We start from the raw sequence: 12313 nt of genomic DNA on the forward strand, positions 1-12313 counted from the left end.
TCGCCTGTGACGCGAAATATCTGGTGGGATTGTCAAGGCCAGACCGGGCGCCTCAGCGCTTGTCGGCATCCTCGACCGAGAGATTCCAGTAACGCAAGACCGTCTGGGCCTTTTCAACCGACAGGCTGTCATGAACCTTGCGCGCCAGCTCGACCGAGTCATCCTGGCCATGCCGGCCCAGCCCGGTCCATAACCCGTGAAAGTTTGACCACTTCAGCCCTGTCGCCTTGCAAAGGATGGCCAGCGGTTCGCCCGCCATATCATCCATCATGCGCAGGAGGAGCCGCTTGTGAATGGCGGCGAGCGTGGCGATTTCCTCGACGATCGCCACCTGCCCGCCCTCGGCGGCAAACGCATCGATGGCTCCCTCAAGCGAACCATGGGGGCTCAGCTCGGCGGCTTCGCGATTGCGTTGCCGCCGGTCGATATAGCGCAGGACGCGCGTGACCAGCGGGTCATCGCCGTCTTCCGCCGAAACCATCGGGAAAATGTCTTCGGTTGAATCAATCAAAATGGTGCGGTCGACGGCAAAGCGCTCGAGGATCTGCACCCGCTCCGTGTGCTCGCAATCCCAGAACAGGCGGAAAGCCTGGGACGGGCGCAATTCGGGACGACGGATCAGCAGGCGCGCATAGCGCGTCTCGTCCTGCGCCGCCCCGACCAGCCGGTCCAGGGTTGGCGCTGCCAGGGAGGTGGTCTGGTTCTTCAGCACACATTCGACCACCGGCGCCTCGCCGGCAGCGACCAGGGCCGCTGAGATGATTTCGCTGATATTCTCGCGCCGTGCGATCGCCATGCGGTGTTGCAAACTGCCGGACTGGACAATTTCGAGCAGGTCGAAATCGGTCAGGGCCCGGGATTCCTCAAGAATGGGCTGGGCAATCTCATACCGGTCGCAGGCGAGCACGCGCAATAGCCGGCCCGGTGCCTCCAGCAAGCCGGCCAGGCGGCGCGCGCATCGCTGCCGCACCGGCACATCGCTGGCTCTGAGAATATCATACAGGAGATCAGCCACGATCCAGCGTTCACGGGGCGTCAGGCGGCTCGATGGCAGGCCGACAATATCGGTCAACCGGCGCGCCAGCACATTGCGTGCGCGCCGCGGCGCCTCATCAATCAGCTCAAAGGGTTCGGCATTTGCCATCCCGACCGGTCCATTCCATCTCGTTTCCGGCTCCACCATGGCGCCGTCATGTTAATGAATGGTGCTCTGGTCCGCGCCGGTCAGCTTGACATTGCAGGTGCGAAGGCAGACCTTCACAAGCATGACCATGACCCGACACCGGCTTCCAACTTTCTACAGGGCGTGCTCCATCGCGGGCATCTGACCCTCGGCCCGGTCGCGTCGCGCCCTGGTCGGGGGCATTGGCTGACCTTTCGCATTGCCCCTTGCGCAATGCCAAAGACGCAACCAGATACGCGGCACTCACTTTCCTGGACAATTTAATCCGACCGCAATGACGCCCGAGGCGCAGGTGCGGTTTCAGCTCTCAAGAGGAGGTCAGATCATGACTCCCGTCAGAAAACGAAAACTCAAGCCTGCCATCACCATGACCCGCTCCGATCATGAGCGGCTGTGGAGGCTGGCGGATTCTCTTCCCGATAGCGCGTCCAATGTTGCCGACCCCCTGCTCGCCGAGCTCGACCGGGCGCGCATCGTTGCCGATGACAAGATTGCCGCCAAAATCGTGCGCATGGGCTCCAGCCTGCACTTCACCAGCGATCTGGGTGAAGACAAATACGTCACGCTGGTCTTCCCCGGCGAGGCCGATATCGAAAAGAACAAGATCTCGGTCCTTACACCGATCGGCGCCGCCCTGATCGGCCTGCAGGCGGGCCAGACGATTGACTGGACCTCGCGCGACGGCCGGGTTCATCGCCTGACCGTGGAAAGCGTTAGCCAGTCAGGCGATGCGCCCAAAGCCACGGCTGCGAGCGAATTGCAGCCTTGAGCAGCGTCGGCGCCAGCCCGAAGTGAACGCTGACGTTTGCCATGGGCACACGTCAGCGTTGGGATCTCGGTGTGAACTCTCTCGACAGTTCAATCCGTGGCTGACGTGTCGCGCAATGAGGTCAGCGCTTTTTGAACCTTCTTCAGCTCTGCACGCACACCCCCGTGCATGCCCTCTTCCGCCGCCCGCTTCAGCGCCATTTCGTCTTCGCGCCATTGTTCAAGCATTTCGATCTTCTTCTCTTTGTTCAAGCTTTCGTCGCTCAACAATTCGGCTGGTGTTTCATACTTTCCGAAATACGCCACGACAGGTCTCCTCTTCATGCTGCTGAGTCGCCGATATCGGCGCCAGTCGAGCCTTTGATAACTAGTATCGCGGACTTATAGATAAGTATCTTTTTTGCATTTAGCCACCCCCGCGGACTCACTAGAAGGCAAGTGCGAAAAAGAAACTCGGTAGAATTAACACCATAAGTTTACGCCGATATAACGACTCCACTTCGCGTTCGCGATACAGCCGCACCCCCTTTTACTTCATTCTGCTCGCTTCTCTTGGCTGCCCGGTTCTGTTCGAGGATCAAGACCCATGACAATCGGCGTCACGTCAGGCAGCGGCACATATTTTTCCCGCTGTTCAGCCGGCGTACACGGCCGTTGCACGACGCGATACAGAACGAACATGGCGTAAAATATCGCCACGCTGGATTCGAACAGGAAAAAACTGGACGGACCGTAGACCGACATCAGCGTCGCAGCGAATAGGGGGCCGATCGTCGCGCCGATCGAATAAACCATCAACAAACGCCCTGACGCCGCGATATAATACCGGCGCTCCAAACGATCAAAAGTCTGGGCGATACACAGCGGATAGACACTGCTCACGGCCCCGCCGAACGCCGCAGCCGTGATCAGCAAGGCCATAAATGGCAATCCGGAGGCCACAAAACTGGCTAGAGTCCCCCAGGCCGCGCCAACCGCTACCAAGGCGCCGGCCATGACCAGACGCCGGTCAAACCGATCTGCCAACACCCCCATCGGGTATTGGGCGGCCAGGCCACCAAGCACCACCACGCTCATGAACAGCGCCGCCTGGGATGGGCTCAGCCCGATCTTGAGCGCGAAAACAATGCCCAGGGCGTAAAAAGACCCCACCATCAAACCGGCGACTGCCGCGCCAACGACGCCGACCGGGGACGCCGAATAGAGCTCAGGGACGCTCAGCTTGCGGCTCTCGCTGAGATTGGGCTCGCCCAATGTGGTCATGGCAACCGGCACCAGCGCAAGCCCGATCAATGCTGCGGCCAGCATGAAGAGATCGGGCGTGCCGGTATCGGTGAGATTGACCAGGCTTTGCCCCGAGGCGATCGCCAGGTAGAAGGTCAGCATGTAAAAGCCGAGAACGCGCCCGCGTGTTTCATTACTGCTTTGCGTGTTCAGCCAGCTTTCGATTGTGGCGGTCAGACCGGCGATACAGAAACCGTTGATAATGCGCAGGATCATCCAGGCCATTGGATCGAACATGACCGAGTAGGCCAATGCGGTCGCCGCCGTCAGCGAGGCGAACACCGCGAAGGCACGAATATGTCCGATCCGGAGAATGACATGCTTGCCGCCCAGCCCACCCAGCGCCAAGCCAGAATAATAGGCCGCCATGATGCCGCCGGTCAGCGCGACGGGGAAACCCGCCGCCTCCATGCGAAGCGGCAGAAGGACGCCAAGCAGGCTGTTGCCAACCATGAAGGCCGCTGTGCCACCGAGCAGGGATTTAACCGAGGACAGCACCTCGCGCACATTCTGGATCATAGGCGCGATGACAACTCATCGGGCCAGGAGATGCAAGCGGCGATAGTCCGCTCTCCGGAATTCAAGAGTGCGCTCAAGACAATCAGTCCCCGCCCGGCGGGACGGGTTTATAATCACGATGTTTTCGCTCTTTGACATCGTCGATTGATCCGCACAAAGGCACCCGCACAGCGCGAGAAATGCCGCCAGAGAGCCGGCACCATCCCGGCGTGGGACCCGTTTTGCAATGGCAGGCTGGCAGCCTCTGCCATTGCCCACTTCATGGCGTCTGCGCCTGTGCAGACAGGGCTGCATCCCCATAGTGGCAGGATGGCAGACTGGCGGAGTGTTTGCCGCTACAACCGCGGCGCTGGCAAAGGACCGGGGCCGTAAAGTACCGGAGAGGGCCCAGTCTCCCGCGGCTTCTGCGCGCCTGTCACCGCCCGACCAGCTTGAGCAAGGCATCCCGGTCCAGCCAGACCAGCACCAGCGAAAGTGCGAAAAACGGTACCGCCATCATGAACAACATCGGGCTGAACTCATAGCCGCCGCCAGGCGCGAAGGCGACCGGGGCATTGATGCCGAGCCAGGGGGAGAGGTGGAAGACGATGGCGCCGCCTGTCGCTCCGGCGGAGATCACGGCACCGACACCGCGCAGGCGGCCAGTGAAGGTGGCCAGCAGGATGAGCGCGGCGGCGATGATTTCGCTGACCCCGACGGCGATACGGATCACCGGCTCGAATAATTCGATACCTGACGTCGCCGCGAGATAGGCGAAGACCGGGTTGGCGGCCCCGAATTTCTGCGCGCCCATGAAGAGCAGGAAAGCGGCGACAAGGACACCAAGGCCGACGGGGAGGTATTTCATGTCAATCGCTCCAGATATTGTGGAAGAGTTGGGTGATGGCGGCCACGAGTGGTTCGAGAAAACTTGCTTCGCGGCAGCATGTTGCTAAACAGTCCATGATGCCAGTCACATTCACTCACCATAACAGTGATATAACCGTGATCGTCGTTGAAACGGATTGAAGCTCTCTCCTTGCCCCTGTTTGATACCCTCGCCCGCAACCGGAAGCTCCGGCTTCCGCCCTTCGGGGCCTATCTGGCATTGGTGGCCTGCTGGTTCTTCAGCTTCGGGCTGCAAACTACCCTGTTCCCCGGCGTCATCACCTTCACTCTCGGCGAAAGTCCGGAACGGCTGGGCATCGCCCAGGCAGCGCTGACCGCGCCGATGATGTTGCTGCTACCTGTGGCCGGCGTCCTGGCTGAACGCCGTGACCGGCGCGGAATCCTGTTCTATTTCTACACCTTCGCCGGACTGAGCGCACTGGCGCTGGCCGGCCTGCTTTTCACCGACCGGCTCTCTTATTGGGCGATGGTCGGCTTTGCCCTGTTGATCGGCGTCGCCGGCGGTTTCGTGATGCCGGCCCGCGACAGCGCGATCAATCCGGTCGTGCGCATCGCCGGTCAGACCCGCCATGGCAGCGTTGACCTGCAGCGCGCCGTCGTGCTGACCTCGACGGTGCAATTCGCCTCGCAGATCGCGGGCATGGGCGTTGGATATTTCGCCGCCTGGACCGGACCGGCCGCCCTGTTCGCGCTGCAGGGTTTTGGCCTGATCATGGGCGGGGTCGCCGCCGCCTTCATCCCGCGCCTGGCGTCCAATCGTGGCCGCTCCACCGCCCACCCGTTGGCCGATCTGGTCGATGGCTGGCGCGCCGTGATCCATTCGCCCGTCCTGATGCCGATGACGGCGATCATGGTCGCGATCGGTTTTCTCGTCGTCGGCGGTGGCTTCCTGGTGCTGATCCCGCTGCTGATCCGCGAGACCTATGGTGGCGGTTTCCAGGAGATTGCCAGCCTGATGGTGTGTTTCTGGCTCGGCGCGCTGGCGGCCAATATCGCCCTGGTCAAATTCCGTCAGATCGAACGGCCGGGCCGCGCCGTCGTGCTGGCGCAATGCGTCACGGTGCTGGCGCTGGGTGCCTTCGCCTTGCCCATGCCGCTCTGGACGCTGTATCTCCTGGTCTTCTTCTGGGGGCTTGGCGCCGGTGTCGCGATCTCGTTGAGCCGCTCGGTCGTGCAGGAACAGGCTCCCCCGGCCAAGCTGGCGCGGGTCATGTCGGTCTATCAGCTCGGCCTGTTCGGCGGCATGCCGGCCGGCGCTGTCATCATGGGTTTTGTCGTCGGCGCGACCGGTCCACACATTGCTGCGCTGATCCCGATGGGCGGGCTGGCGCTGGTCTTGCTGGCCATCAGCCTCACAACGCCCATATTATCCGTCAGACGCGGTGGTCATGCCATCGCGGCCGCCACTCGCGAGGACATCGATAATGCCCCGGCTGAATGAAGCAGAGATTGCGCGCCTGCGGGACGCGCTCGACGCCACGACCGAAGCCATCGCCTTCGCCGAAGGCACCGAACCGCCCTTCTCCCACCCGCTCAACTCAGAAAAGCGGGCCGGGACCTATCATTGCGCCGTTTGCGGCGAGGCCGCTTTCGCGTCGGACCATAAATACGAGTCCGGTTCCGGCTGGCCATCCTTCTGGCAACCGGCCCAGCCGGATGCCATCGAAACCAAGACAGACTACAAGCTGCGCTATCCGCGCATCGAGATTCATTGCGCCAATTGCGGCGCTCATATGGGCCATGTCTTTTCCGACGGGCCACCACCGACCGGCCAGCGCTATTGTACCAATGGCGGCGTGCTGGATTTCAAACCTTACGCGTGATGAGCCGATGGCCAACGCTAAACCAACGGGTAATCAGGGGGGAATAATGACATCACTAACAGCTAACCAACGGGTGATTCGGATCGGTGTAGGGCTTGCCGCCCTGCTCGCCGCCGCCTGCAGCCCGGAGACTACCATGACCGCCGACAACACCGCCGCGACGACGCGCTCCGCCCTGATCGACCGCGCCCGCGGGATCGAGGCGCCAGCCGCCGAGCAACGCCCTGTAGAAATTGAACAACTCGGCTTCACCCGGATCGATGAATATCAATGGATCAAGGATGAAAACTGGCAGCAGGTGATGCGCGAGCCCGAAGTGCTCGACGCCGATATCCGCGCCCTGCTCGATGCCGAGAACGCCTATATCGACACTGTGATGGAGCCGACCGCGGCGCTGCAGGAACGGATTTTCCAGGAGATCCGCGGCCGCATCAAGGAAGATGACAGCTCGGTCCCAGAGCGCGACGGCAATTACGAGTATTTCAGCCGCTATCGCGAAGGCGGCCAATACCCGATCTATTCGCGGCGTCCGGTTGACCCGGTCACCGGCGAGGCCAATGGCGAAGAAGAAATCCTGATCGATGGCGATGCCGAAGCCGCCGATTTCGACTATCTCGATTTTGGCGAAGTCGAGCACAGCCCCGACCATCGCTATCTCGCCTATGCGGTCGATATCCGCGGGTCGGAATATTATGAAATCCGGATCAAGGACATCGCGACCGGCGCTATCGTCTCGACCCTGACGGACGAATCCACTGGTGATTTCGTCTGGGCCAATGATAGCGAGACCCTCTACTGGATCTGGCGCGATGATAATGGCCGCTCGGTGCGCGTCTATCGCCAGCCCCGCACGGGTGGTGCCAGCGAACTGGTCTATGAAGAGCCCGATGCCGGCTTCTTCATCTCGATCGGCCTGTCGGATGGCGAGAATTATGTCGTCATCAATGCCGGCGGTCACACCTCCAACGAGATTCGCCTGATCGATGCCAATGATCCGACGGCCGAGCCCGTGCTGATCGCGCCGCGCCAGGAGAATGTCGAATATTATCTGACTGAAGCGCCCGACCGTTTCTACTTCCGCACCAATCTGGACGGAGCTGTCGACTTCAAGATCATGTCGGCACCGCTGGACAATCCAAGCCGCGAGAACTGGGTCGATGTGATCCCGAGCCGCCCCGGCGTGCTGGTGCTCGACCTGATCGGTTTCCGCGACTGGCAAGTGCGCATGGAGCGTGAAAACGCCCTGCCGCGGATCGTCGTGCGTGAATATGCGACCGGTGCCGAGCACCAGATCGATTTCGCCGAGGAAGCCTATTCGCTCGGCGTCTCGGCCGGCTATGAATACGCCGTCGATCTGATCCGTTTCTCTTATGAGAGCCCGTCGACGCCGGAAGAGACCTATGACTACAACATGCGCACCCATGAGCGCGTCCTGCGCAAGCGCCAGGAAGTCCCGTCCGGGCATGACCCGGCTGATTATGTCGTCCGCCGCATCATGGCCCCGGCTTCGGACGGCGCCCAGATACCGGTCACCATCCTCTACCATGCCGACACCCCCATCGACGGCTCTGCGCCGTTGATGCTGTACGGCTATGGCTCCTACGGCATCACCATCCCGGCCGGTTTCCGCGTCACGCCGCTCTCGCTCGTCGACCGCGGCATGGTCTATGCCGTCGCGCATATCCGTGGCGGCATGGCGGGTGGCTATCAATGGTATCTCGACGGCAAGCTGGAGAATAAGGAAAACACCTTCTCCGACTTCGTCGCGGCCGGCGAAGCCCTGGCCAGCCAGGGCTATACCACACGCGGCAATATCGTCGCCTATGGCGGATCTGCGGGCGGCCTGTTGGTCGGTGCTGCGATCAATCTCCAGCCTGACCTGTTTGCCGGGGCGATCGCAGCGGTGCCCTTCGTCGACGTCATCAACACGATGTCGGACGCCGAACTGCCGCTGACCCCGCCGGAATGGCCCGAATGGGGCAATCCGATCGAGAGCGCTGAAGACTATCAGACCATGATCGCCTACAGCCCCTATGACCAGGTCCGCGAGATGGCCTATCCGCATGTCCTCGCAACCGGCGGTCTGACCGATCCACGCGTCACCTATTGGGAGCCAACCAAATGGGTTGCGCGCCTGCGGGACCGGCGCACGGATGACGGGCTGACCCTGTTGCGCATGAATATGGGGGCCGGCCATGGCGGCGCCTCGGGCCGGTTTGACAGCCTGCGGGAGACCGCCATGAACTGGGCCTTCGCGCTGATGGCGGTTGGTCTCGCCGACGCCGAAGTCGAGGAAATCGCCGCGGAAGCCCAGCCATAAGGGCTTCCAACGCCAAGCTAAAAGGGCCCGGATCAATCGATCCGGGCTTTTTTTTGGATCATGATGGACAGGGCTCAAGGGATTGTGGGGGCCAGCTGGCGAGCATTCGGATCGCTGAGCATCCTGACCCGGAGGCACAAAAAGAAGGCCCGCTGCGAGCGTGCTCGCAGCGGGCCTGTTCCGGCCGAACGGGGCCATCCGAGACGGCCGGAAAGCGCCTATTCGTCGAGACGGAAAACCAGCTGTGTGGTCGCACCGCGATACATGACCGGCTGACCCGCTTCGACCTGTGGATTATAGCGCCAATTGGCGACGGCATTCACTGATGCGCGCTCAAACAACGAACTGGTGCAATCCAGCGAACGCACGTTCGCGGTCCGCCCCTGGGGGGTGATGTCGAACAGCACCGTACATTGCCCTTCCAGCCTGCGCTCGGCGGCGCGCGCTGGATAGACCGGCTGCACCCGTACGACGGGGACAGGATCGCGCTCGGTGACAACCATGCTGCCCGGGCCACTGATCTCCGCACGAGCAATGGTTGGCATCACGTATTCCCCCATGGATACGACCGAATCCACCGGACCCGATGTCGTCTCGAGTACGGGTGGTGCCGGCGGCGGCGCGACCGGGTCGACAATGATCAAGTCACGGTCGCGATCGGGCGGCGTGTCGACGGGCTCAAACTTGATGACCAGATCGGGCGTATCGGTTTCGACCACCGGGTGAACCGGTCCGATATCAATCAATTGGCGCATCAACAGGAAGAGCGCCACCGTGATGATGGCCGCGATCGGCATGATCAGCGGCATTCTGAGAGATTGAAAACTGGCTGTCATCGGACAGACCTCCCCTTGGACAGTGTTCTGGATGGCCCCGACAGGCACTGCCTCTCGACCCGCCCTTCGCCCGGTGGCGGGAACCGCCGTCCAGGGTGAGCGCGTGCGACGCAGAGCCACAACACAGCCCCGCGTCACGGTGAAACCTTGACCCGCACAGTGGGCGAAACAACGGCGGAAGCGGGAAAGATTGTGACCATTGCGCGGTCATTTGCCGAGGCAAGGGCAAGACCGCAGGGTGGCCGGCGATGCTCGGGGCGCCTGCCCGTTCGTTCACCGCCACAAAGAACCACTGCGTCAGATCATCCGGGCGGCCATAGAAAAACGCCCCGGCCGTGTGGCCGGGGCGTTGATCAAGTCGCGCAGGGTACCGGGTCGATCCGGCGCCCGGCTGGTTTAACCGGCCTCGTCACCTTCGGTAGCCTCTTCAGCCGCAGCCGTAGCAATCTGGCCGATCGGCTCGCCGAACACATTATAGAGATCGGTACAGCGCGGCGGCACCGTGATGATGATCCGGCCATTCTCGTCCATCGTGCCAAGCAGACGGGCGGTATTCAGCAAATCATCAACGCCGAACTGACACTCATCACGACGAACCCGTTCACGGATGCGGACACGATCAGCCTCAGCGCGGATCACACTATTGATATAGGTGATATAGCCACTCGCCGTGGTACGCGAGTAAGGATAGCGCGTCCCCTCCTGGAAGGCTGCGAGCGCCGACTGACGGCGGTCCAGCTCCAGGCGGACATTGCCCAGCAGCGTCCACGCCGTCCCCGGACGGTCGAGACCACCGCGGTCAAGCGCATCCTCGAAGGCCGTTTCGGCCTCAGCGAGCTGGCGTTCCTGGAACAGGGCTTCAGCCAGCTTCAGATAGTCATTGCCGTCACCGGAGAGTTGAGCCACCTGGCGCAACACTGGAATGGCACGGTCCCACTCGCGGGCCTGGCGCCACATATTGGCCAGCAGGTTGAGATTACGCTGACTGCGCTCGACAACCCCGGCATTCATCTCACGCTCGAGAATGATCGCGCCGCGATAGGGGTATTCGAAGAAGCTGTAATACTGGGCGAGCGCCTCGATTTCGCGCCCCTCTGTGAACATGCCATTGATGTACATGATCTTGTTGGCTTCGAACGCGTCTTCTTCGCGATCAACCTGCGCCAGCAATGAAGCGTATGAACGCCAATTGCTCTTTTCGGCAGGCCAGCGCTGAACCATTTCCTCCACGATACCCATTTGCTGGGGAACCATGTCGAGTTGCTGATAGTAGAACAGCATCAGGCTGTAATCGCCACGCTGACGGTCGGCGGACGGGATCATCGCCCAGAAGCGATTGGCCCAGGTCAGACCTTCACGATAACGCTCAGCCTGCCCATAGGCCTGGGCCAGCATGCGCGCCAGCGGCGCATTGACGATCTCGGTACCACCATCGGCGACGGCACGCTCAAGGGACGCAATGCCCCGCGTATAGTCATCAATCGTGATGTAGAGCTGGCCAATATTGATCCGGTAGCTGTTCACCTCACTGGGAAGCATGGCACCAGTCGCAATGGCCCCCTCCCAGTCCTGGATCGCCTGGGAGACCCGGTCCGTGTCGTAATAGGCGCGGCCGCGCAATTGCAGCGAAACGGCCCGCTCATAGGGATTGATGCTGGAGTTCGACAGAGCCCGGTTCAGGGTCGTGATCGACGCGGCATATTGCTCCGCCTCCTGTTGCGCCAAAGCTTCCTGGACGATCTCCCCGATCGCCGCCGAGAAGACCCGGTCCGCAGCATTCTGGTCGGATTGTTCATCCGAACGGCGCTCGCGTCTTTGCGCATCCGCTGGCGCGAACACAGCGCCGGTCAGCGACACAGCGATCGCGAGCATGGCAAGCTTGCGGGTTACCCCAGTCAGATCGAAACCGCTAAAACGGATCATCGATGGCTCCTTCATACCAGTCCCGCTCCCCTGGACAGGCTTTCACAAACTGTCTGGGTGGCACCGCTCCGGCGCACACCCGCTCCCGCAGTCGTCAATGGATGAACGTGGTGGGCCACGCTCATCCATCGCCGTATTCCTATTGTGCAATGCGGAATTCGAATTGGGTTTCCACATTCACACGTGCCACTGGCACGCCATCTTGAACTTTCGGGCTGTAACGCCAGCGTTCAACTGCACGCTCGGCGGCACGCTCGAACAATGAGCTGTCGCAGGCAATAATCCGGATATTCGTCGGCGTACCATTTGCGGTCACGTCGAAACGAACGTTACAAGTCCCCTCTGTGCCACGCTCGAGCGCCCGCATCGGGTATTGTGGTTCAATCCGGACCAGTGGCTGGGCATCCCGGTCAGAGACCGAAAAGCTGACACTGTCACTATTCAGCTGTGGTGCTGCAAAGTCGGGGATTTCCCCCATCACCGTCGCCAGACCCTCAGTCGGCTGTTCGGCCCGCTGACGGTCAATTTGTGGAGGCGGTGGCGGTGGTTCGACCTGCTGCACGTCTTCAATCGTCGTATCCCGGCGGCGTGCCGCGATGTCCTGGACCTCGTCATTGATCGAGAAGGACAACTCGTCTTCATTCGTTTCCGGCGGTGCGCCTTCAGTGAAGATCAGGCGGGTCATCAACAGAAAGAGTCCGACCGTCACAATGGCGGCAATCGGGATCCCGCCGATGAGGCGAATTATGCTACCCATAATCAGTCCTCC

General features: G+C 61.4%; 11 protein-coding genes. 4 read left to right on the plus strand and 7 right to left on the minus strand.

Annotated elements, in window-relative coordinates; genetic code table 11:
• Positions 1-52 precede the first annotated feature (52 nt).
• Positions 53-1144 carry a DUF2336 domain-containing protein gene (locus tag ACN0YJ_RS06730; protein ID WP_417495718.1) on the minus strand — a complete coding sequence of 364 codons (1092 nt, stop codon included), beginning with the start codon at positions 1142-1144 and terminating at the stop codon, positions 53-55.
• A 364-nt stretch (positions 1145-1508) separates the two neighbouring features.
• On the opposite strand from ACN0YJ_RS06730, the gene rnk reads away from it, so the two are divergent.
• Positions 1509-1952, plus strand: coding sequence for a nucleoside diphosphate kinase regulator (gene rnk, locus ACN0YJ_RS06735; RefSeq protein WP_417477429.1), 444 nt, complete (start codon positions 1509-1511; stop codon positions 1950-1952).
• Between the two features lie 89 nt (positions 1953-2041).
• Here rnk and ACN0YJ_RS06740 read toward each other — a convergent pair whose 3' ends face one another.
• From ACN0YJ_RS06740 to ACN0YJ_RS06750, 3 genes are all read right to left on the minus strand, one after another.
• A complete protein-coding gene (locus ACN0YJ_RS06740; RefSeq protein ID WP_417477430.1) occupies positions 2042-2257 on the minus strand; it encodes a hypothetical protein in 216 nt (71 codons plus the stop codon).
• Between the two features lie 228 nt (positions 2258-2485).
• Positions 2486-3754 (minus strand): MFS transporter, encoded by a 1269-nt coding sequence (locus tag ACN0YJ_RS06745; protein ID WP_417477431.1) that lies wholly within the window; start codon positions 3752-3754, stop codon positions 2486-2488.
• Positions 3755-4169: 415 nt separating this feature from the next.
• Entirely contained in the window at positions 4170-4601 is a 432-nt protein-coding gene (locus ACN0YJ_RS06750; RefSeq protein ID WP_417477432.1) for a hypothetical protein, read from the minus strand.
• 147 nt (positions 4602-4748) lie between these two features.
• Between ACN0YJ_RS06750 and ACN0YJ_RS06755 the strand changes: the two genes are divergently transcribed.
• The 3 genes from ACN0YJ_RS06755 (at position 4749) to ACN0YJ_RS06765 (ending at position 8785) form a co-directional block, all read left to right on the plus strand.
• Positions 4749-6083 carry an MFS transporter gene (locus tag ACN0YJ_RS06755; protein WP_417495719.1) on the plus strand — a complete coding sequence of 445 codons (1335 nt, stop codon included), beginning with the start codon at positions 4749-4751 and terminating at the stop codon, positions 6081-6083.
• Complete coding sequence (msrB, locus tag ACN0YJ_RS06760) at positions 6067-6465, plus strand: peptide-methionine (R)-S-oxide reductase MsrB (RefSeq protein WP_417477434.1); 399 nt, start codon at positions 6067-6069, stop codon at positions 6463-6465. Before ACN0YJ_RS06755 ends, msrB begins: the two co-directional genes overlap by 17 nt.
• 136 nt (positions 6466-6601) lie before the next feature.
• Positions 6602-8785 (plus strand): S9 family peptidase, encoded by a 2184-nt coding sequence (locus ACN0YJ_RS06765; RefSeq protein WP_417495720.1) that lies wholly within the window; start codon positions 6602-6604, stop codon positions 8783-8785.
• A 218-nt stretch (positions 8786-9003) separates the two neighbouring features.
• Here ACN0YJ_RS06765 and ACN0YJ_RS06770 read toward each other — a convergent pair whose 3' ends face one another.
• From ACN0YJ_RS06770 to ACN0YJ_RS06780, 3 genes are all read right to left on the minus strand, one after another.
• Positions 9004-9621, minus strand: a complete 618-nt coding sequence (locus ACN0YJ_RS06770) for an energy transducer TonB (protein WP_417477436.1) — start codon at positions 9619-9621, stop codon at positions 9004-9006.
• 396 nt (positions 9622-10017) lie between these two features.
• Positions 10018-11544: a tetratricopeptide repeat protein gene (locus ACN0YJ_RS06775; RefSeq protein WP_417495721.1), complete on the minus strand. Its 1527-nt coding sequence runs from the start codon at positions 11542-11544 to the stop codon at positions 10018-10020.
• 139 nt (positions 11545-11683) lie between these two features.
• Positions 11684-12301 (minus strand): energy transducer TonB, encoded by a 618-nt coding sequence (locus tag ACN0YJ_RS06780; RefSeq protein ID WP_417477438.1) that lies wholly within the window; start codon positions 12299-12301, stop codon positions 11684-11686.
• Between the last annotated feature and the right edge of the window lie 12 nt (positions 12302-12313).

Source organism: Maricaulis sp., from assembly GCF_048270095.1.
In the GTDB taxonomy this organism is placed as follows: domain Bacteria; phylum Pseudomonadota; class Alphaproteobacteria; order Caulobacterales; family Maricaulaceae; genus Maricaulis.

What these genes read in the sequence shown, in the direction of transcription:
- ACN0YJ_RS06765 (WP_417495720.1), top strand. Translation starts at nt 6,602, where the DNA reads ATGACCGCCGACAACACCGCCGCGACGACGCGCTCCGCCCTGATCGAC.
- ACN0YJ_RS06730 (WP_417495718.1), bottom strand. Translation starts at nt 1,144, where the DNA reads ATGGCAAATGCCGAACCCTTTGAGCTGATTGATGAGGCGCCGCGGCGC.
- ACN0YJ_RS06750 (WP_417477432.1), bottom strand. Translation starts at nt 4,601, where the DNA reads ATGAAATACCTCCCCGTCGGCCTTGGTGTCCTTGTCGCCGCTTTCCTG.
- ACN0YJ_RS06780 (WP_417477438.1), bottom strand. Translation starts at nt 12,301, where the DNA reads ATGGGTAGCATAATTCGCCTCATCGGCGGGATCCCGATTGCCGCCATT.
- rnk (WP_417477429.1), top strand. Translation starts at nt 1,509, where the DNA reads ATGACTCCCGTCAGAAAACGAAAACTCAAGCCTGCCATCACCATGACC.
- ACN0YJ_RS06770 (WP_417477436.1), bottom strand. Translation starts at nt 9,621, where the DNA reads ATGACAGCCAGTTTTCAATCTCTCAGAATGCCGCTGATCATGCCGATC.
- ACN0YJ_RS06775 (WP_417495721.1), bottom strand. Translation starts at nt 11,544, where the DNA reads ATGATCCGTTTTAGCGGTTTCGATCTGACTGGGGTAACCCGCAAGCTT.
- ACN0YJ_RS06745 (WP_417477431.1), bottom strand. Translation starts at nt 3,754, where the DNA reads ATGATCCAGAATGTGCGCGAGGTGCTGTCCTCGGTTAAATCCCTGCTC.
- msrB (WP_417477434.1), top strand. Translation starts at nt 6,067, where the DNA reads ATGCCCCGGCTGAATGAAGCAGAGATTGCGCGCCTGCGGGACGCGCTC.